Consider the following 21175-nt stretch of genomic DNA (forward strand, 5'->3'; position numbering starts at 1 on the left):
AAAATTAACACGCGCCGCATATTGCCACGTCTCACCCGGACCGGCACTGTCATCGGGATGACCCGCGATGAATTCAACACCTTCTGCGCCTCGCTCGCAGCCACCAGCCATGTAGTGCAGTGGGGCAATGCGGATGTGTGGAAAGTGGGCGGCAAGGTGTTCGCGCTCTGCGGCTGGAACGAAGGGCGCGATGCGTTCACCTTCAAGGCTACCGATCTGGCTTTCGAGGTGCTGGGCGACGAACCCGGCATCCGCCCCGCGCCCTATCTGGCGTCGCGCGGGATGAAATGGCTGCAGGTCTATGAGCCGCGCGGTATGAGCGATGCGACCCTGCGCGAGCATATCATCACCTCTTACGAAATGGTCGTGGCCAAGCTGACCAAGAAGGTAAGGGCGGAGTTGGGGCTGTAGGGGCGGCGATGACTCATCCCGCCCGCCGACCGATCAGGACAGCTGGGCCCCAGCGCAGTCTCGAAAGATACGAACTTGCGGTGCCGCGCCGTCCAATGGAAACTCGGTCAGCTTGTCCTGCGTAAAGGCATAGGCGGTCTGATTGTATTCCAACCCATCCAGAACATTGCCAAACCCGGTATCCGTGACGGTCAGAGATTCGGCGTTTTCGGACAGTACATGGCGCGACGTCGCGATTTCGATCGGGTTCGGGCCGTCAAAGCGCATGGCGAACCACGGCGCCTGCGTCCAACCCTCGGTCTTGCGGGTGATGGTCAGCGTATAAAGCGGTTGCGCCGGGTCATAGGTCAGAAAGATTTCGGCCGTGCTCGTGTCATGCGACAAGGTGCAAATCGACCCGACCGTGGCCTCCCATGCGGAGGCTGGCGTGGCCAGGATAAGAGGTAAAATAACTAAGCGCATCCTTTGGTAACTAGCCGTTGACGGCGTTGAGGCAAGTGCGGCTATCCCTTCATCGCGTTCAGCAGGTCCAGCAACCGTTTCCGATCATCGTCATCCGCGTAGTCGCCGGTGGCCAGGCGTTCCGCGATGCTCAGGCGCAAACGTTCCCGCTGGGTGCGTACCTCTTCGCCAGCGGTTTCGGCCAGCGTCTTCATGATCACCGCCACTGCCTGTTGCCGCTTGGTGGTAGGGTTGGCGATATAATCGACTAGGCTCTGCTGCCCGGAATCGAGGATGTTTTCGGCAAGAGCCCTCAACTGATCGCCATTCGGCAGCAGCGGGGCGGGGGTGCCCTCGGGCGGCAGGATTTCCGGCACGCTGCGCGGGGTCTCGGCCAGAGCATTTGCGCCGTCGACAAAAGCCTCAGTAATCATCCGGGTGATCCTGATCGCGCGTGGGTCCTTGAACAGGGCCGAGGCGATGGCCACGCCGTAATCGGTATAGACCCACGGATTGACCCGCCGCCCGCCGCGGCCCACTGGTTTTGAGATCACATTCTGTGATTGCAAATCGGCGACCTCGGCATAGGTCAGTTGAAAGCGGTAGCCTTCGAACAGATCCTTGTTGCGCGACACGGCCTGATTGAAGGCGCTGACGGATTTTCCGTAGAACTGCGCCAGATCCTCGGCCAGCACCACACGGGCACCGCGTACCCGATGAATGGCGCTTTGGACTTCATGCGTTGAGGGCAGAGTGTTTGGGCTCGTCATGGCAACCGTTTGGAATCACAATTAGTGATTTCAAACGTGAAGCAGTGGGCGCTGGGCTGCAACCTTGAAGTGTCAGCTGCCCGGATACGGTCAGGCGTATAGTTGAAAACGCCCACAAATCCCTCGTATCAATGCGAGATTTCGCGCTGTCGTGCTAGGGTGCGCCCGGCGAGGCCGCTCCGGCGCCGCCACATGGCAATTTCGCCAGACGAGGGAGGAAAGTGATGTTTGCGCGAATTACTCAATACAAAATGAAGCCCGGCACGCGGGAGGCGGCGACGGCGAAGATGAACGCATTGAAGTCCGAGATTATGGGTATGCCCGGCATACACAGCTTTACCAACGTGATGAACGAGGACGGTTCGGGCTATGTGATCTCGGTCGTCGAGAGCGAGGCGACCTCGAACGCAAACGCGCCCAAAGTGGCCGAACTGTGGGGCCATTTCGCCGAATTCATGGAAGGCCCGCCCTCACCGGTGGGATACGATGTGATTGCGCATTGGGACAAGGGGTAAAGGTTTGGGCGGGGTTACCCGCCCTTCTATTTTGTCGGAGAGAACGGCGCTTTGGACCTCATGCGTGCCGGGCAGGGTGTTGGAGTTCGTCACGGCAGCCGTTTGGACTCACAATTTGTGATTTCAAACGTGGAGGAGGGAGCGCTGGGCTGCAAGTTTGCAGTGTGGGGTGATGCGAAAGAGATGAGCTAGAACAGCCATTCCACGATCACTCTGAAATAGTAGTCTGGACAAATTCTGACAAAGAATACAGAGCCTCCACCAACTCTAGCTGAAAATTATCTTTTTCGTCTTCTTTGATTAGGGCTGCGCATTTGTGATGCTTCCCGTGAGCTATTAGCCCTCTCAACTCCCAACATTTCTTAATCGTGTAGTGCGTTTTGGGATCGCTAACTAAGAGAGACTTGCCGGTGATATCCTTGAGGACTTCGCTGAAATACCTATGAATTTTCTTGGTGTCATTGCTTGCGGATTTTTGATCCTTTGCTTGGCAGCGATGAGCAGCGTAAAGGGTGTCCCAGAGGTGATACTTTAAGACTTCGACCGCGATGGCCGCTCTCAAAACAAAATCACTAAAGTCACCCATGTACATGGTAAAATGAGCATCTTGAACAAAGTCAAAAGGTACAGGCGCAGACGAGGCTTCGGCATTTTTCCAAGCATCCTCCCATTGCCCAAAACTTGCACGGTATATCCCACTGAAACCGAATTTTACCTCGATACTTCTAACCGGTGACTCAGCGTTTCTTTCGACATCAAGTCCAAAGCGGACCGTGTCTGGTAACTCCAAAACGTTCCCGATGCGGTTTAACCAAACCTGGCGAGTTGCGCGCCGAAAATTGCGCACGAAACCAGCAATTACGTTGCTCTCATCTGTTTGTGACCGAGTTTCAAAAACTACCGTGTTGGCTGGGAATATACTCGCAGTTCCGTCAAAGATTTCCGTTCCATAAAATGTAGCTGTTGGCTGTTCACCTTCCGCGTCCAAATTTGGAAGCAATCTTAGCCCACTAAGGTCTGTCGAGTTCCCCTTGGAGTTGCTGATACTGAAAATTTTTAGCAGATCGATTGTAGGGTTTGTGGACCTATTTACCGGGCCGCTGATTATTGGTTGAAAAACTCGAACTAACTGTTTTCCATTAATTTCTAGTGTGGGCCAGTTCGCCGCATCCGCTTCTAGAATAATCGGTGTCGTTAAGTTCTTTATTGTGACGTGAGAGTGGTGGTTCATGAACGTATTCTCAAAACAAAATGCCGATGTGTGCTAGCGTTTCCGCCGCTTCACATTTCCGCCCCGCTGCCCCGGCCTGCCAGCCGTTGACCGTCCGCGTGATTTCACCGCGTCTTCCGAGGCTTTCTCGACCGCCCATTGGCGGGCCATGGGGTCGTCGGCGATGGCCAGATCGACCGCTTCCAGACGTTTGATCTCATCGCGGATATTGGCGGCCTCTTCGAATTCCAGATTCTCAGCGGCTTTGCGCATCTGGTCACGCAGACCGTCCAGATGGGCCTCGAGGTTCGCGCCGTGCATCGGTTTGTCGATGGTGGCGGTGACGCGGTTCATGTCGACGTCGCCTTCGTAGAGACCGGCCAGAACGTCCTCGACATTCTTTTTCACCGTCTCGGGGGTGATGCCGTGTTCCTGATTATAGGCAAGCTGCTTGGCACGGCGGCGGTTGGTCTCGCCCAGCGCGCGTTCCATTGAACCAGTGATCTTGTCGGCATACATGATCACGCGGCCATCGGCGTTCCGCGCGGCGCGGCCGATGGTCTGGATCAGCGAGGTTTCCGAGCGCAGGAACCCCTCTTTGTCTGCATCCAGAATGGCGACCAGCCCGCATTCGGGGATGTCGAGCCCTTCGCGCAGCAGGTTGATGCCGACCAGTACGTCAAACGCCCCCAGCCGCAGGTCGCGAAGGATTTCGATGCGTTCCAGCGTGTCGATGTCCGAGTGCATGTAGCGGACCTTGATGCCCTGTTCGTGCAGGTATTCGGTCAGGTCCTCGGCCATGCGCTTGGTCAGCGTGGTGACCAGCGTGCGGTAGCCATTGGCGGCGACCTTGCGTACCTCGTCCAGTAGATCGTCTACCTGCATCGAGACGGGGCGGATTTCGACCTCCGGGTCCAAGAGGCCCGTGGGGCGGATCACTTGTTCGGTGAAGACGCCGCCGGTCTGTTCTATCTCCCATTTCGCCGGAGTGGCCGAGACGAAGACGGACTGCGGGCGCATGGCGTCCCATTCCTCAAACTTGAGGGGGCGGTTGTCCATGCACGACGGCAGGCGGAAGCCGTGCTCGGCCAGCGTGAATTTGCGCCGATAGTCGCCCCGGTACATGCCGCCGATCTGCGGCACGCTGACGTGGCTTTCATCGGCGAAGACGATGGCATTGTCAGGGATGAATTCGAACAGGGTCGGGGGAGGCTCGCCCGGTGCGCGACCCGTCAAGTAACGTGAGTAGTTCTCGATCCCGTTGCAGACGCCCGTGGCCTCGAGCATCTCAAGGTCAAAGTTGGTGCGCTGTTCCAGACGTTGGGCTTCCAGCAGTTTGCCTTCGCCGACCAGTTGGTCCAGCCGGATGCGGAGTTCTTTCTTAATCCCAACAATCGCCTGCTGCATCGTCGGTTTCGGCGTCACGTAGTGAGAGTTCGCATAGACGCGCACCTGTTCCATCGTCGCGGCGCGCTCGCCGGTCAAAGGATCGAATTCGGTGATCTGTTCCAGTTCCTCACCGAAGAACGAGAGCTTCCACGCGCGATCCTCAAGGTGGGCAGGCCAGATTTCCAGACTGTCACCGCGCACCCGGAACGACCCGCGCTGAAACGCCTGATCGTTGCGCCGGTATTGCTGGGCCACCAGATCGGCCATTACCTGCCGTTGGTCGTATTCGTTGCCGACCTTCAGGTCCTGCGTCATCGCCCCGTATGTCTCAACGGACCCGATACCGTAGATGCAGGAGACCGAGGCTACAATGATCACGTCATCGCGCTCCAACAGCGCCCGCGTGGCCGAGTGGCGCATCCGGTCGATCTGTTCGTTGATCTGCGATTCTTTTTCAATGTACGTGTCCGACCGCGGCACATAGGCCTCGGGCTGGTAATAGTCGTAGTAGGACACGAAATACTCGACCGAGTTTTCGGGAAAGAACCCTTTGAACTCTCCATAAAGCTGCGCCGCCAGCGTCTTGTTCGGCGCAAGAATGATGGCAGGTCGCTGGGTTTCCTCGATGACCTTGGCCATGGTGAAGGTCTTGCCCGTCCCGGTCGCGCCCAACAACACCTGATCGCGTTCGCCGTCCAGAACACCCCCGGCCAGTTCCTTGATGGCCGTGGGTTGGTCACCCGCCGGCGCAAATTCGGTGTGCATGACAAACTGCTTGCCGCCCTCGAGTTTCAGGCGCGCGCGCACGTCCTCTGCGGTCAGTTGGGTCTTGTCGGAATGGGCATAGGGCATAGGCAGGCTCCGGGTCAGACCCCTACATTTGTTCTTATTTTGTCCAACTGCAAGGGCTGATCCGGATTGGAATGCGCAGTTCTAATAATAGGCAAACTGCAGGTAAGGAATGTGGTCCGACTGCACTTTCTCAGCGAGCGCTTTCAGGTTGCGGTCCAAAACCCGCCCGATCATCGGCTTCAGTAGCATCTGCCCCAACAGCCAACCCAGAGGCCCATATTTCATTTGAAAATCCATGCTCCAGACCACCCTTGAGCGGTTGTTCGCAAGTGGTTCGACAGCAATCGCTGCGTGCGCTTCGGTCAAAGGCATGGCAGACATGTCCGACAGTTGAACACGATAGCCCCGGTTGATTTGCCAGTCCGTGACTTCTTCTACCAATGAGGTGCCGTTTTCAAAGTGGCAGCGCCGTTTTGATCCCACGCCATTCTGGCCTCGTGTCAAGGCATCCACGGATTTTACCTGAGGAGCGAATTCGTCGATATTCGTGAACCGGCTCAGTACAGACCAGATGGCCTCGGGCCGGGCATCGATTTCCAGGGTTCTTTCGTGATGGATCATCTGTCTATCCTCGTCATGGGGTTCAACAATATTTAGATGACCATGATGACAGTTTCTGGCATCAGCAGAGCGGTGCGATGCCGAAAGCCTGCGGGCGCGCCGCGACAATTGCGGACTTGTCCCCGTACGCGCTCTGACGCATAACATCCAAAGCCAAATGAGTACGGAGAGGCGACATGCGCGCACGGATTTACCAGCCTGCAAGGAATGCAATGACCTCGGGGATGGCCAAGACCCGCAAGTGGGTTCTGGAATATGCCCCTGCATCCGCGCGTGAGGTTGATCCGTTGATGGGCTGGACCTCATCCAGTGACACACAGACCCAAGTGCGTCTCAAGTTCGACACCAAGGAAGAAGCGCTGGACTATGCCAAGAGCAATGGGATTGATGCGGTTGTCAGCGAACCGCACAAGCGCAAACCGAACCTGCGCGCCCGTGGCTATGGCGAGAATTTCGCCACCGACCGGCGCGGTCCCTGGACTCATTGAATGATCGAAATCCGCGAGGCCGACCCAACCTCGGACGCATTGCGCCCGGTGGTCGAGGCGCATTTTGCCCATAGCGAAACGGCAGGGCCTGCAGAAAGCAACCACACCATGGACGCCGAGTCGCTGGCAGGGCCGGGCATTCGGTTCTGGGCGATGTATGAGGCCGGCAAGCCGGTCGGGTGCGGTGCGCTTAAGACCCTGCCGGACGGCACGGCCGAGGTGAAATCCGTGCATATCATCTCAGAAGTGCGCGGGCGCGGGCTGGCACGCACCATGATGAACCACCTGGCAAATCTGGCGCAGAGCGAAGGGGTTTCCGCCCTGGTTCTGGAAACCGGTGCCGACCACCTGCCCGAATATGACGCGGCCCGTAAGCTGTATGAGGCGCTGGGATATGCCTATTGCGGGCCAATCTACGGTTACGAAGACGACCTCAACAGCGCCTTCATGCGCTTGGCCCTTGAACCCCGCCCGTAAAAACCGCAAGAAGGGCGCAGCGGTCCCTTAGCTCAACTGGATAGAGCAGCTGACTTCTAATCAGCAGGTTGAGGGTTCGAGTCCTTCAGGGATCGCCAATAATTTCAAATGTTTATGCATTAACCTCGTGCGTATCTTGCTTGATAGGTAAGCGTAGGGTAAGCGTAGGTGCCGATTTTTCCCTTTACATTCGCCTGATGGTTGCATGACCCTGCAAGAGAGGGAGGAGCTGATGGGACACATCAGGCTTGGCACGTTGCCTCGGTCCAGGAAGTGGCGCGAGGTCGTTGATCTGATCGCAACCGATGCGTCAGTCGAAGAGATCGCCGAGGTCGCAGCGGATGCATCTGAGAGCGATCTCGCACGGGCGAGTCGTGACCCCAGGTTTCAGTTTGTAAGTGATCTCCTCGTGAGGCTGCCTTTGCTTGCAAGGGCTCCGGGCTTCGAAGACGCTTTGGCTGACTTGGGCATTACGACCTCGGAACTCGGTTCAGTGACCGGCTTGCTGGCCGGTTTGGATCGTGCCGTTGATGGCAGGAGCTTCGATCTCCGAAGTTCCTCAGATGCAGGAGAATTGGCGAAGGCCGCGCTCTTGGAAAGCCTTTCCGTTCAGCTGCACGACCGGTTGCCATCCCTGTTTGAACCGACACCGCAGGAAATTCGCCAAGCACTCGCGAGTTTCGCCTCGGGCGATGCTTTTGCAAGACTCGCGCGGGATTTCTTTGCCCGGCTGACATACCGCTCTCTAGACTACTATCTGAGCCGGGAACTCGCCAATCACACTGGCGAGGATAGACGCTTTTCCACCGATGCACAGCGAGTGGCATTTCAACAAGCCCTCGCCCAGCACACATTTGAAGTGTCTAGAATTGTCGAAGAATATGCGTGCGGCTGGTATGGCAATACCGTCTGGCAGAAGCAGGCGCTTGATCGCGATGCAATAGACAAGTTCACAGCTTACGCGTTCAAAAAGATGCGCTCGGAGTTTGGGCGCCGTCGCGCCGTTGCCTGAAGTTGAAGTCAGATGGTTGCCGCCCCTGACAAAAAGCGGCGGTGATGAAGTCCTGCGTCTCGATATTGCTGGCCGCGAAGTCGCAATGACGCTGCGGATTGGACAATTGAACCGTCAATTGGTCGAGGGCCTGCAGGATCGTGCACTCGATTTGCTGGAGATTGCCGCGCTTGTCTATTGCGCGGACGCGGCAGTCAGCCGTGGTGGCCCGGCGGATCAGAAGATGGGTGAGAAGTGGCACAGACGGTTCGTAGCCACCATGCCGGTACGCGATCTGGATTTCTGGCAACGTGAGAGCGTAATACAGGCTCTGGAAGAAACGTTGATGTTTCTATCCGGCGACCGCTTTGAATTTTCTTTTTCGACCAAAGACGAACCGGATGCAGAGCGATCGCGCTTTTTCAAATTCGGCCGAAATAGTTCATGGACGCCCCACCGCGTCCTGATGTTTTCCGGCGGGCTCGATTCCTTTGCGGGCGCTGTGGAAGAAATCGTAGAACAGAAGCATCGGGTTGCTTTGGTCAGTCATGCCTCGTCCACGAAAATAGCGCCGGTCCAGAAACGGCTGATCTCAGCGTTGAGCAAACGGTACGGACCGGAAACGTGCCGTCACATTCCCATGACCGCCCAGTTGAAGAGCCGATCGACCGCCGAAAGAACGCATCGCACACGCTCATTCTTGTTCGCGGTACTTGGGTCGATCACTGCAACGGCCTTCGGACTGGACCGCGTGTCGTTCCATGAAAACGGGGTCGTGAGCCTCAACCTACCGCCGGTTGGCAACGTCCTTGGAACACGAGCGACGCGAACCACGCATCCAAAGACACTGAAGCTGTTCACCGGTCTTCTGCGGCTTGTTTTCGAGAACGATATGCGGGTCGACAATCCCTACTTCGCGCGCACTAAAGCTGAAGTCGTGGAGCGCATCTCCCAACTTGGGATGGCAGACCAGATCGTTGAGACGCGCAGTTGCGCTGATGTGCATAATCAAACCCATCAATACTTCCATTGTGGGCGCTGTTCGCAGTGTATCGATCGGCGGTTCGCGATGCTTTCAAAGGGGTTGGAGCGATTTGACCCGGAAGATGCCTATCGAGTGGACCTTGTGTCGGACGCTCGACCGAACGGGACCGACCGGGAGATGGCGTTGTCCTACGTACGCAATGCAGTGTTCTTCGGGAACGCCACACCAGATGCGCTGGCCCGGAGTTTCCCGGTTGTTCTGGACGCGGTCAATCATCTCGACAGTCCACCAGACACAGCAATGTCGATGATCGCAGATTTGCTGAACCGCCACGGCAAGGCGGTCACATCTGTCATGCGCAGAACTCTCGAAAGCAAGTCACCCGGCGAGTTCCCAGAACAGAGTTTGCCAAGACTATATGGCGAGATGCAGAGCGCCTTGTCCTTGCCTTTCGTGCCAGCTGCCTCAGTTGATAAAAGCGAGAATGAGAAACCACCGCTGACCATAGAAATCGAAAGAACCTCACGTTTGGTTTTGATCGGCGAACATATTGAGCTTAAGAAAAACGCCACAGCGGATCTGTTGATCGTTTTGGCTGAAGAGTGGCTCCGTGCGGCAGGCAAAGGTCGCGAACCTTTGGAATTTCCCTGCTTGAAGTCTGGCGACCTCGTCGAAAAATTAGGCGTTGAATCCGACGAAGTCGTTAGGCGGAGAATACTGACCGCGCGAAGAACGATTGCAAAGAGATTCGAATCCGCTGGTCTGTCAGTTGATAAGCCCGAAGAGTTGATCGAAAATCTCTCTTGGAACGGATACCGGCTTGCACCCGAACGCGTGGTCGTTCGGGTGCGCCACCGGAGCTGATCATTCATCAATTACCGCGTCCTCGTCTGGCAACGGTCCACGGCGGCGATACCGCCCCATCAGTTCGACCTGATGACCAGGTGAAACGGAACCATAGGAGCTGAACGTCGTCATCACGTCGTTGTGTCCCATGTTCTGCGACCAGGCTTTGTAATCCTCTGGTGTCCTGCAGTGAAGTTTTGCCAGCTCTGCGATCGTATCTCGCACGCGGTGCGGCGAAAACGGTGGCAGCCCGGCGTTGACGAAAGCTTGCTTGAAGATCCTGGCCGCTGACGACGGGCCGGCCCACGGCTCGCGCGCGATACCTAATGCCTCAAAGCGTCTGGACGGGCCAACAGCGACGCGCGTCTTTGGGAACAGAGGATCCGTGTCCGAGAAAAGATGGTCCTGACGAAGCTCTGTGATCCAGTCTCGCAGAATCCTTTCGACATCATCACCGAAGGGAAAGAAACTGGTCATGAAGGACTTTCCAAACTTTGTATCCACGGAACGGCCGTCAAACTGCACGCATTTATTGGCTAGATCGACATGACGCAGTTGCACGGTGATGGCGGCACCTTCACGTGATCCGGTCAAGAAAAGGAAGGCGATCAGGGCGCGGTCACGGCGCTGGACCACTGTTTCTGCAGGCGCGATGGACAAAAGGTGATTTAGTTGTTCATGGGACGGATGCGGCTTCCACAGGGTGCTGCGACGGGCCTGTTCCGATTTGCGATCCGGCGTGAGATAAGCAACGTCTGCGCGCGAGATCCTGGACTTGTACCCCGGTTGGTCCGCCATCCAGTCCAAAAGCTTCAAGACGTCGCGCAACACACCGTTGATCGTAGCTGCTGACAGTGGCGCGCCCGTTCGTTCATTGCGCAGACCTTGCAGATGGCGTTTGAACGCGCGCGCCCTTTCTGAATGGAACGCCCTGTAGTCCTTACCTTTGAGCCATCTGTCATAGATGGCAATCGACGCTGCAGCCTTGTCGATCGAAGATTGCGACAGCCCCTTTGCGTCCTTCAGCCAGACGAGGTGTTTGCGCTTGATGCGCAGGTTATCCGAGGTGTGTTTTGGCATGGGTCTCGGGCTCCTCCTTCAAGGTCACTTTTGAATGGGGTTCGGTACAGGACACTAATCTTGGGGAGGCTTGTTGAAGTGTGACCTCCAGTTTGGCCTGAATGGCTTCCAGATCTGAACGGCGAATGATCTTGTTCATGACCGCACCACACGTCGGACAGAGGGCTGTTAGGCGGCCGCTGGAAGCTGTTTCCTGAGCATAGTCCGCGATCTTGCCGTCGGGTTCGCGCGGACCTCTGCAGCTGAGGCAGTAGCAGTGATGCAATGCCAACTTGCACCGCGCCTTGCGTTGTCTTTGTCCGAGGAAGTCCTTGAGCACATGTCCTTCGATCAACCAGGGCTTGCTGCTGGTATCAGCCGAAAGTCCGTTGTTCCCAATCCAGCGAATGACGGTCTGGCGATGACAGCCCAAAACGTCCGCCACCTCCCAGGCCGTGTAGACAAGGTGCGATTTGATTTTATGAGCGGGGAAGGACTTTGCCATTACACACCTTCCCCGGAAACCGGTCCGCATGTGTTCTGGCAGATCTGGGCCTCTTCATAGGCTTCGATCACGCTTTCATCGTACAAAACGCGCGCGCCGATCTTCAAAAACCTGGGGCCCTTTCCGAGCCAGCGCCACTGCTCCAGCGTCCGCGGCGACATGTGCCAGCGCTCCGCCAGCTGATCTTGCGTCATCTTTGGCATATCAACCTCAATTGCTCACTGCGGCACGAGGAAGTTCGGTCCGCTTCTGTTGAACAAAGTGAGGGTTCGGATCTCTAAAATCTGTGGCCGCCGCCAATAAAGGCGTGACACATGCCAGGGCTAAATCATTGATATTATGAGACTTGAATCAGAAAGGTGTGACCCATCCGCAAAATGCGTGACCTTGCCATCCAAATCGCAGGGAGTCAGCGGCTGCAAATGACCCGAAAGCTGACGTTAATCAAAAATGCTTGTAAGACGGCTTGGAGCCCAAAGTAGTCGTTTATTCTTTCGGAAATTCGCTGGTACTTGCCGCTGCAACTGCCGCAAATTGCTCAGCGCTCGGTCGATCGCCAGTTCCTTCAACTTCTGGCATCGCGACCCGCACCTCTTTACGGGCAAAATTTATACCTGCATCGTCGAAAGCAGCCTTTACACGGGCCTGCAGTTCCGCGCGGATAGTAAATTGTTCACCAGGCTTAGTCATGAACTTGCCTCTGACAACCATACCGACATCGTCGAAATCAAAAACTCCCTGGCTCTTAAAGGGTTCGATAAAACTACCCGCGAAAGCCGGGTCGTTCACCATATCTTCGCCGATCTCCTTAAACTTCCGTTTAATGACTTTCGGATCAGTGTCATAGGGTACCGTGAAGCTGAGTTTTACAATGACCCAATCGCGACTGAAATTTGTAAGTTGAGCAATCTGCCCGTACGGGATTGTATGAATGGCGCCGAGATGGTGGCGAAGTTGCATTGACCGGATTGAGATCTTTTCGACGTTCCCCATAGCGTCACCCACCTGCACGTATTCTCCTTTGCGAAAGGCATCGTCCATCAGGAAAAATACGCCGGACAAGATATCCCGAACCAATGCTTGTGCGCCAAGTCCGATAGCAATACCGCCGACGCCGAGACCAGTTACTACTGAATAAGCCGGGAAACCGAACCTTTGTGCGGCCGCGACTATGAGCGCAAAAAGAAAGAGCCCTACAACGATCCAACTCGCAACAGTTAACAAAAGTACCCCTGCCGAGTTTGGCTCCAAACCTCGCGCCCAACTGACAACATCCACAAAGACATTTCCGGCAACAACGATAATCCAACCCAATAGAACAAACCGCAGGACGGCCAGAACATAGGCAACGGTGATCTGAGTATCGCCCGTGAGATTGACGATTTCATCCACAAACCATGCTGCTGCTATCGTGAGTGCGAGCGCAGCAAGCAGAGTTACAAACTGGTTTAGCCTTTTCGCGCGCTCCTGCTCCTGCGTTTCCGCGGTGCCTACCGAGCGCGAAGTGCGCAAAATAGGAATAAACTGCACGGTGAGCAGTATTGTAACCCCGGCCAGCGCGATCCATTGCCAATATGTTTGCTCAAAAACGACCAACTTGCTCCAGTCCGGCAAGCCTTCGCTCCACCTGAGCGCGATCCCGGGTCCGGGCGTCGTCAGATAGGCCGTGTACAGGCCCGGTGACGAAGTGTCGATGTAAGGCAGTTCGCGTATCGCATCATAATATTCGCGGATATTCTGAGCGGTGCTGGCGGAAAAAAGGTATTCGCCTGTGCGCGGCCCGCTTTCGACAAGAGCAATTGTTATTGGGGTATTCGGGACGCGCCATTTGTTTGGCGTTTCATCGTCAACGGATGGCGCCTGAGTGATGTCCGGTAGCCCTATACGATCAAAAATTTCATCCAACAGTAAAGCAACTTCAATGGACTGGCTGCGCCGGATTTCAGGCGGAAACAGCGACATGTCAATCGTCGCCGCTGCTCGACGTAGAGGCAGTATTGTATCCGATCCTTTAGCATCAGGCTGCGTTGCGATCTTGTAAACATCGGCCATCGCGGCAACAAAAGCTTGCAAGGTCGCCTGCGGGCTTCCGGTCTTTGGTGGCCGAAGGGGGTGTTCCACAGACTGCGCTAAAGCCACCGAAGAAAGTAGCGTTAGAATGGTGAATGCTACAGCGCAGATGACGCGGTTCGAATGAAGCATTTTTGAACCAACTTTTTTGAATATCAGTTACTTACATAGCTCGTCTGGCGACGACATAAAATTGTCGGCACATCCGAGGATATATCGGGGTCCAAATTGGCAATTTTGCAAATGCGGTGCAGCCAAGTAGCGGACCAAATTATCATCTTCGAATGCCGCTCGTCATCAGTTGGATCCGATAACGATGTGGTCTAAAGTCTCTAAACACGGGTAACCGATCAGGCGCATTCGCTCTACGGGCCTGGCACTGAACGTTGACTGCAAAAGACACTGTGATACTCCAACGGCTATATCATCTCCTAAACGCTCTCTGTTTTCGGTGTCGCGATGGCCATCTCCTGCGTGTACTCGGAAACGATTTCAGACGTTCCTGCAGCAACTGCTGCTTGGTACTTCTCCGGATTGACAATGAAATAGCAAAAGGCTTTTTCAGTTTTGCCCGCTAAATCGACCGCAATTGTTTTGCGAACATAAGTGTTGCCTTCGCGGTTGATGGGGTCGTAACCCTCAAGGTTATCAAGCTCTTTCAATCCCTGCGCCGTCACGCGGTACACCTCGCCGCGGACATGTTTGCCCGAACCTTTCTTATCCACCAACGTCGCCATGCGATGTAGGAAACCACAATTAGGATTGTCGCAGGCCGGTTCTTTCTGCACGATCAACGGCATGGTCTGCGTAGTTGTCGCCGCGCCGACAAAATCGCTCAGCAGCTTTGCGTTTTTCTCATAATTCGGGAATCCGCGCTTCAGCGACCCATACGTAAAGTAGAGGTATGTTGTGTCATTGTCGTCGTCCAGCGCGTCGTCTTCATCTAAATCCTCCTCCTGCGGCAGATCACTACGCACGTTCTCGGCCCACTCGTTGAGCAACTTCCGGGTTTCGTCTGAAAGTTCGACGTCAGGGTCCAACAACATCCGCATGCAACTCAGAACCTTGAAATCGCCAGTGTCGAGGATCAGCCTGATGATATCTTCTGCGCCGTTCTTGATGGCAACGTGCATGGCAGAGTAGCCAGCAATGTTGACGCTGTTCACGTCGATACCGAGTTTCAACAATTCTTCGACAGCGGCGACATGTTCAATGCCGTGGGTGGTTCCTGTGCCCAGTGTCTCGCCGGGGCCACCGCAAGCAAAATGCAGCAATGTGTCTTTTGTTTCGTGATCGAGTACATTCACACCAACCACATCTTCCCGTATCATTCTGAAAATACGATCCCACAGTAGGTGATCGCGCGACATGGACGCTTCTTTCGCCCATTTGATAATGCGGTCCGGTTGATGGTCCAGATCATCAAATGCAATGTTCAGAGCCGTGACGATTTCGCTAGGAGTGGCCATGGCACCGATACCCATTGTGCCATTCGAGAGTTTGGAGCGGCGCGGCCCCGCAAATGTTCCTCCAAGACGTTTTAGGATAGCGACATTGTTCTGCGTCGTGATGTTGTTCCACATATTCGTATTGCAGGCAGGGCAAAATATGACGGGTTTGGTGTGATACTGCCAGGCGACAAAAACCGACGTCAGCAGCGTATCTCCGATCCCATGCGCAATTTTCCCCATAGTGTTACATGTAATTGGTGCCACAACCACGCAATCCGCCCAATCGCACAATGCGAGGTGAGAGGCGCGCACCGCCATATCAAACTGCGTATACCGGAAGTTCCATTCATCGCTGTCGCGGTATACATCTTTGGGGGTGATGTGGTCGTAAATGTCGTATGCCTTTTCGTCTCGTTCTTTCACATCTCTGAAAAAGTGCTCTGCGTGGGGTGAAGGGATCAGTTTCACGTTGTGACCAAGGTCGGTGAGCTTCTGCACAAGTTCCGGCACTTTATCCGCCGCAGAAGAGCCGCAAGCGCAAAGCAACACATTGCGCTTCCCGTCGCGTGGGTCCGTCAAACCGCCCTTGGGATATCCGTAGTCATTGTGCTCCAGGCTCGGTGTCTCGGTTTTTAACAACACGCGCAAGCCGGCCTTCTTGATGTCTTCCTGAAGTCGCCCGGCGATATAGGCATCCATAATGTCTTTTCTTTTGCCGAGGTACTCGCCTTCGAGGAACAAATACGGCACCGTGGGTTTGCTTGTTATTTTTTCAAGCTGCCGCCGCATGCGTGTCGCAAGCGTACTGTCGCCGGACACATCAACCTCAACCAGATCCTCGGCGCCGATGTTGTTCAAGACACTATGCAGCATGTAGGACCACGGATCTTCGTCGTCATAAAAGAGGATCAGTTTATGGTCTTTTAACAGCTGCTGGACATCGCCCGGGTCACGCGGCATTTCTTTTTCTTGAAGTACGACCATCTCGGGATCATTGTTGTCGCGCAGCCCATGAAAGAGAGCTGTGCGGGTTATCTGCCAGACTTGCGAAGTTGCAGGGCTCATATCCACGAGGGTGACGTAATCGGTGTCCTCATTGTATGCGATACAAAGGCACCAGAACTCCTGCAAGAGCGCTGTTTCTGTGAAATCGCTGCTGGGCAGAGCCACGGCATTGTGTCCGAGTACCTTGTTCAGATCGATGTTGATCTGCAAGTGACGCTTTTTCTGGTGCGGTTCGTCTCTATCGGGAGAATCAAAACTCTGGTCCGGCTTATGCGTCTCAGGAGATTTAAGGGTCCGCAACTGCGCCTCGAACCAAGCCTCCGCCGTGTCCGGGCTTTCTTTTGTTCTCGTGTTGAACGAATGAAACTCGGCTTTGACGTGCAGATCTTCCATTTTAGCAAGATACTTCCGAGCAATTTTGCTGAGCTCTGCGGCCGATCTGACCTTGCCGAGCGACTCCGTGTAGGAAAGTTCTGCCACCCGCATCAGCTTGTCTTCGCTGGCACCGTGATCTCCGAAAATCTCGAAGCTTTCCGCAAGAACACTCAAACCGTTCAAGTTGGGTGTGGAGCGCCTGAACATCTCATGCCGTTTGTCATTCGAGATGCTTAGATGAATGGTGCTGTCCACGTAACGGATCTCACGTTTGATCGCTTCGAGTTCGGTTGCGACCGCACCGCGGGCTGAGAACCGCAAGATTCCCCGTGCGCGGTGCGAGCTTCCGTCGCGATCGGACATCGCTTCGTAAAGCCGGCCGACCGTTGTCACCCACAGCTTGCCATACTTTTCCGGGTGAACATCCATCATATGCAGCAAGCCGGTGCTCGGGTTGCATTTGGCGATCACGGCAAAATGCCCCCCGGGCATCGGACGACCGTGTGCAATGCCGACCTGAAAATTGGCAACAATGATATCGTCTTTGCCCGCAACACGCTCGGATTCGAGAATGGCTTCCATCAACGTTTCCGCGCTGGTTGTTTCAGGGTCCATGAAGAAAGGCGTCACTTTGACCCGATCCCGAAGACCAACCGTGTGGATGTAGTTGCAAGCGATATCGAAAAGCTCACCCAGCGCGATACCCGTGTTGACGACATAGGAACTCGGCAAGTTGACCTTCCGGAAGATGTCATTGACCTCGCAAGAGAAGCCAAGTGCGGTCATACTCAACGCCGCAGCAGTAACGCTGCAGCAATTGATGGATTGCTGGAAGTCCTGCATGTAGACATTCACCAGGTCGCCAAAGAGCGTTGAGACAAATACTTCGCGTGTCTCGTTCTTCAGATCGCTCCATTTGTTGCGCGACAAGTAAGCCAGAGTTGTGTTTTGCTCTGCTTGGGCGGTCAGGCCAACCGGCAGTTCCGTATATGCAAGGTGCGCCTCGTAAAAATAATCTCCCGTTTCGGCGCGCGCGAGCTTCTCGTCAGTTTGCAAAAGGGCGATATTGCCCTCGAGCACAACATACATTCCGCTTGGCGGCAGGATATCTCCTTTGGCGACGTTTAAGACATCGAATGATGCTCGCAACTCGAGGGGTTCGCTTAACGTCACCGCATCCGGCAACGCCTCAAGAACGATAGCCCATTGATCGTCGCTTACAACCTGCGTTGTTCCGGTCCCCAAGGATTGTGTCTCGGTCATGGGTTGTATCCTTTCCTGCAGGTGCGATCAGTTTTAGGTCGCCGCCGTTTGATAGGGTTTTTTGCGTATGACGGGCATTGCGTTGAACAGGCTCGCCGCCTCTGCCGTCGTTCGAAGTGATGTCAATGCGTCGTTATCTGGCATCCCGCGCGCTTTGTTTGTCAGCGCTCTGGTCCGTTGAATATGATATTGCGACCATGGTGTCGGTTCGTCCGCGGTGTAGTCTTCGAGGGCTGTCGCCAAACGCTCTGCGTCCTCGAAAGCCTCTGCGTTCAGGCAAGCTTGTATGGCATTTCGGTAAAACCGAAAGTAGTTGTGACCAACACAACCCTTTGCAAGCAATGCTTCTCCTTCCCGCAGAACTTCAATGCGTCGCGCGGCATTTGATGTCGTTAGGGCAACCGTGGACATCACCCAAGGGCCTATAAAAGTATCGAGCGCCATTTCGCGCACTTTCGTTAGCGCGGCCTCGGCAAGCCTCTCTGCTTCAATGTCGTTGCCCTGTTCTAACTCTATGCGTGCAAGTGTCTCTTCCAAAAAGGGAATGAACCGTTTCGCGCCGATGCGTTCGGCTAGTTTGCTGCCCCTGTCGATCTCCGAGCGTGCTTCGGCATACCGCGCCATCGAAGTGAGGATCCAGCCCGCTGTCAGTCGAGACACGATTTCCGGACGATGTGTTCCGAGTTTTTGCGCCAATTCGGCTGACTGCAAGGCGCAGGCCAGCGCCTGCTCGGTCTGGTTCATGTAAATTTTTGTTGTGGCCAACATGAACAGATTAGCACTTTGTACTGCACCCAGACCATGTTGTTCACAAAGCTGCAGGCAGTTTTCTATGACCTCATGAGCGGTAAACATCCTGCCACGCGCATAAGCGGCGTCGCCCAACCCGCTGAGCGCCAGGGCTTGCCTTTCCGGCAAATCGGCTCTCTGCGCATATTCAAGCGATTTGAAATGTTCTTCCTGGCAACCGTCTAGATCACCACGTGGGAAATGCAGGCTCCCACGCAGATAGTGTATATTGCTCAACTCAGACAAAAGCGTGCCGCCTTCGGCAATAGTCTGGGCTTCGTCGAGAACCGCGTACGCTTCATCGATCCGGTCCAGGATACGCATGGCGGCAGCGATGCCGATCAACGAACGGCATTTGTCCAACGCATGCGCTGCGCAGTCTTGTGCCTCGCGGAAGCATGTGATGGATTTCTCACTGTCACCTGACTCCCGCAGAACATCGCCTTTGACCCGCAAAAGTGCACCACGCGTGTCTAGATCGGGATCGCAGTTCAACCCCTTTTGTGCAAAATCCAGAGCATCATCTGATTGGAATGCATCTCTTGCGTCACGCGCCGCCGAGAGAAACGCCTCAGCGGCGCGTGGGTCTTCGGCGAACGAAAGATGTTGCGCATAAAGTACGACGCCGCGCTTCTCAAACCAATTTGCGGCTGCCAAATGCAATGCGCGCAAGTCTTTCCGCAGAATAGTACTGAGAATGGCATCCCGTATCAGAGCATGGGCAAAAAGATATCCGTCGTCGATGGGTTTTATCAGGGCTGCGTCCAGCAATGGGCGCTCGTCGTAAACGTTCACCTCTGCAATTTGCGTCACGGCGCTCATCGTAAAACGCTGCCCCAACACGGCTGCCGCATGCAGTATTTTCTTGTCTTGCGGCGCAAGTCGGTCAAAGCGGGCCTGAATCAAGCTTTGGATCGAACTGGGAACCAGCCCATCTACATCGTTCGCGTGGGCCAACATCTGAACCAGAAAAAGCGGGTTACCCTGCGCCTTCTCGATACAGTCATCGACCATTTGGTTCGTGACGCGAATGGTCATCTGTGCAAGTTCCATCGCATCAGCCGATTTCAGAGCGCCCAGGGTCATTCTTCTTACACGCGCTGAACTTTCGATCGGAGCAATATCCATGTCCATCACGTATCCTTCCATACGTGATGTAAGCAAAAGAAAGACCGGATTGGCCTGACTTTCATCGACCAGAATATTTATCAAGGGCAGCATTTTGGGATCTGCCCAATGGACATCCTCCAAAACAATCAGTTGCGGTGTTTGCGCTGAGAAATGACGCACGACGCGTCTGATGGTTTCATGCAACCCTTCCACCCGAGCGGTGTCACTCATGGCACCAAGCATCACCGACATCTCAAGATCAGGTTTCACGCCCAGAATCTGAACCATGAAAAGTGTGGAAATCTCATTCAGGACGTCTGCCTCGGTCAATCGCTTGATCACGGACATGACCGCTGATTGTTGAGCATGCTCTCCCAGACCACACATACTGCTTATGATTTTGTTCACGGGTGACTCTGCATCTCCCAGACCAAAGTCAAGAAACAGTGCGGAATGCCTGTCAAAACCTTTCGCTTTTGCCTTTAAAAGAGTTTCCTGAACCAGCCTCGTCTTGCCGATACCCGCATCTCCGCGCAGGTATACCGTTTCACCAGTACGCCGCGAGATGGTTCCGTCAAGTGCTCGACCCAGTAGCTCGACTTCTCGATCACGTCCGACAATTTTGTTTTGTGCGACCGCCTTACCGAAGCCGACAAACCGATGCGCCAGCACGGGGCTTTCGTAACCTTTAACCTGTAAAGAGACTGGAGCGTCGCAATGAATGCTTTGACTGAGAGACAGAAATATCTTGTCGTCAATCAGTGTTTCTTTTGGGCCAGCCTGATCAGCAAGGCGGGACGCTAGGTTCACAGTATCTCCAGTCACAGTAAAGTCTTGGTCTTTTCGTTGTCCGTAACCGCGCTTGGAGAAGAGAACGTTGCCAGCTGCAGCACCAATATGAACAGTCAGTTCACGACCAAATCTTCGAGATATCTCTTCCATGGCGCGGTGCATCTCGACGGTTGTCCGCAACGCCCGTTCACTATCGTTGCCAAATGAGACCGGCGCGCCGAAAACCGCCATCACACAATCGCCGATATGACGGTCAACCGTGCCACCCATGCGGATCACAATTTCATTGAAGCGATCATACAAGCAAGACAGCACATCGTGCAGATCTTCCTTGTCCAGTTCGCGCGATAACTGAGTATAGCTGCTGAGGTCGGCAAAAATGGTAGTGACGTCTCGCCGTTCAGCGTCAGAGGAGCTTTCAAGGTTTGTAGATGTGGGTGCAGTGACAGTTGGGTCGTATGTTTCCGCGGCCTTTTTCAGACCCGCCAGGATTTTCTTCCGGTGCCCCAGAGAAACGATGCCGATTTCCTTCAATTCATCGAGGGTCAGATCGCCAATAAGTGACATATCAATGTCGTTTTGAACAAAAGCATCGAGGTATTGAGAAAACCCGATGTTGCTCAGTATTTTTTCAAGTTCATCCACCGAACAGTCCCGCAAGTACCCTTGTCTGATCTACTACTTTCACTTGTACTAAATCAATCGTTAACCATTGAGTCGAATGGATCAAACGAGCTACTTGTTCGTTTTTGATCTGAGCAGGATAAACAAAAGAGTTCTGACGGATCGCAAATTCTGTTTTGGCCGATTGTCATCATAT

General features: G+C 54.7%; 18 protein-coding genes and 1 tRNA gene. 7 read left to right on the forward strand and 12 right to left on the reverse strand.

Annotation, left to right across the window (positions count from 1 at the left end; all coding sequences use genetic code 11):
* The first annotated feature begins 57 nt into the window (after positions 1–57).
* Entirely contained in the window at positions 58–411 is a 354-nt protein-coding gene (locus ACR0CG_RS02400) for an MmcQ/YjbR family DNA-binding protein (protein WP_480522909.1), read from the forward strand.
* A gap of 33 nt (positions 412–444) precedes the next feature.
* Here the strand turns inward: ACR0CG_RS02400 and ACR0CG_RS02405 are convergent, their stop codons facing one another.
* Both ACR0CG_RS02405 and ACR0CG_RS02410 read right to left on the reverse strand, forming a co-directional pair.
* Positions 445–795 carry a hypothetical protein gene (locus ACR0CG_RS02405; RefSeq protein WP_480522709.1) on the reverse strand — a complete coding sequence of 117 codons (351 nt, stop codon included), beginning with the start codon at positions 793–795 and terminating at the stop codon, positions 445–447.
* Positions 796–914: 119 nt separating this feature from the next.
* Positions 915–1622 carry an ORF6N domain-containing protein gene (locus ACR0CG_RS02410; RefSeq protein ID WP_480522710.1) on the reverse strand — a complete coding sequence of 236 codons (708 nt, stop codon included), beginning with the start codon at positions 1620–1622 and terminating at the stop codon, positions 915–917.
* 224 nt (positions 1623–1846) lie between these two features.
* On the opposite strand from ACR0CG_RS02410, the gene ACR0CG_RS02415 reads away from it, so the two are divergent.
* Positions 1847–2137 carry a hypothetical protein gene (locus ACR0CG_RS02415; protein ID WP_321249700.1) on the forward strand — a complete coding sequence of 97 codons (291 nt, stop codon included), beginning with the start codon at positions 1847–1849 and terminating at the stop codon, positions 2135–2137.
* Between the two features lie 208 nt (positions 2138–2345).
* Here ACR0CG_RS02415 and ACR0CG_RS02420 read toward each other — a convergent pair whose 3' ends face one another.
* From ACR0CG_RS02420 to ACR0CG_RS02430, 3 genes are all read right to left on the reverse strand, one after another.
* On the reverse strand, positions 2346–3368 hold the full coding sequence (locus tag ACR0CG_RS02420; RefSeq protein ID WP_480522711.1) for a hypothetical protein: 1023 nt from the start codon (positions 3366–3368) through the stop codon (positions 2346–2348).
* A gap of 33 nt (positions 3369–3401) precedes the next feature.
* The gene (gene uvrB, locus ACR0CG_RS02425) at positions 3402–5588 is read right to left on the reverse strand and encodes an excinuclease ABC subunit UvrB (RefSeq protein ID WP_480522712.1); all 2187 of its coding nucleotides are present in this window, start codon (positions 5586–5588) and stop codon (positions 3402–3404) included.
* A gap of 81 nt (positions 5589–5669) precedes the next feature.
* On the reverse strand, positions 5670–6149 hold the full coding sequence (locus ACR0CG_RS02430) for an SRPBCC family protein (RefSeq protein ID WP_480522713.1): 480 nt from the start codon (positions 6147–6149) through the stop codon (positions 5670–5672).
* A gap of 176 nt (positions 6150–6325) precedes the next feature.
* On the opposite strand from ACR0CG_RS02430, the gene ACR0CG_RS02435 reads away from it, so the two are divergent.
* From ACR0CG_RS02435 to ACR0CG_RS02450, 4 genes are all read left to right on the forward strand, one after another.
* Positions 6326–6637 (forward strand): ETC complex I subunit, encoded by a 312-nt coding sequence (locus tag ACR0CG_RS02435; RefSeq protein ID WP_170614197.1) that lies wholly within the window; start codon positions 6326–6328, stop codon positions 6635–6637.
* Positions 6638–7114, forward strand: coding sequence for a GNAT family N-acetyltransferase (locus tag ACR0CG_RS02440; protein ID WP_321249695.1), 477 nt, complete (start codon positions 6638–6640; stop codon positions 7112–7114).
* A 21-nt stretch (positions 7115–7135) separates the two neighbouring features.
* A tRNA-Arg gene (locus ACR0CG_RS02445) sits at positions 7136–7212 on the forward strand.
* 107 nt (positions 7213–7319) lie between these two features.
* Positions 7320–8126: a hypothetical protein gene (locus tag ACR0CG_RS02450; RefSeq protein WP_480522714.1), complete on the forward strand. Its 807-nt coding sequence runs from the start codon at positions 7320–7322 to the stop codon at positions 8124–8126.
* On the opposite strand, the gene ACR0CG_RS02455 is transcribed toward ACR0CG_RS02450, so the two are convergent.
* On the reverse strand, positions 8080–8367 hold the full coding sequence (locus tag ACR0CG_RS02455) for a hypothetical protein (RefSeq protein ID WP_480522715.1): 288 nt from the start codon (positions 8365–8367) through the stop codon (positions 8080–8082). The genes ACR0CG_RS02450 and ACR0CG_RS02455 overlap by 47 nt on opposite strands.
* Here ACR0CG_RS02455 and ACR0CG_RS02460 point away from each other — a divergent pair.
* Positions 8350–9954 carry a 7-cyano-7-deazaguanine synthase gene (locus tag ACR0CG_RS02460; RefSeq protein ID WP_480522716.1) on the forward strand — a complete coding sequence of 535 codons (1605 nt, stop codon included), beginning with the start codon at positions 8350–8352 and terminating at the stop codon, positions 9952–9954. The two genes, ACR0CG_RS02455 and ACR0CG_RS02460, sit on opposite strands and share 18 nt — an antisense overlap.
* On the opposite strand, the gene ACR0CG_RS02465 is transcribed toward ACR0CG_RS02460, so the two are convergent.
* The 6 genes from ACR0CG_RS02465 to ACR0CG_RS02490 form a co-directional block, all read right to left on the reverse strand.
* Complete coding sequence (locus ACR0CG_RS02465; protein WP_480522717.1) at positions 9955–11016, reverse strand: tyrosine-type recombinase/integrase; 1062 nt, start codon at positions 11014–11016, stop codon at positions 9955–9957.
* Positions 10994–11500: a helix-turn-helix domain-containing protein gene (locus ACR0CG_RS02470; protein ID WP_480522718.1), complete on the reverse strand. Its 507-nt coding sequence runs from the start codon at positions 11498–11500 to the stop codon at positions 10994–10996. Before ACR0CG_RS02470 ends, ACR0CG_RS02465 begins: the two co-directional genes overlap by 23 nt.
* Positions 11500–11703, reverse strand: a complete 204-nt coding sequence (locus ACR0CG_RS02475; protein WP_480522719.1) for a helix-turn-helix domain-containing protein — start codon at positions 11701–11703, stop codon at positions 11500–11502. Before ACR0CG_RS02475 ends, ACR0CG_RS02470 begins: the two co-directional genes overlap by 1 nt.
* A 283-nt stretch (positions 11704–11986) precedes the next feature.
* Positions 11987–13702, reverse strand: a complete 1716-nt coding sequence (locus ACR0CG_RS02480) for a mechanosensitive ion channel family protein (protein ID WP_480522720.1) — start codon at positions 13700–13702, stop codon at positions 11987–11989.
* Positions 13703–14001: 299 nt separating this feature from the next.
* The gene (locus ACR0CG_RS02485) at positions 14002–17664 is read right to left on the reverse strand and encodes a flavoprotein (RefSeq protein ID WP_480522721.1); all 3663 of its coding nucleotides are present in this window, start codon (positions 17662–17664) and stop codon (positions 14002–14004) included.
* Positions 17665–17697: 33 nt separating this feature from the next.
* On the reverse strand, positions 17698–21000 hold the full coding sequence (locus tag ACR0CG_RS02490) for an adenylate/guanylate cyclase domain-containing protein (protein WP_480522722.1): 3303 nt from the start codon (positions 20998–21000) through the stop codon (positions 17698–17700).
* Positions 21001–21175: the final 175 nt, after the last annotated feature.

The sequence above is a fragment of the Ruegeria sp. AB8 genome, from assembly GCF_056542605.1.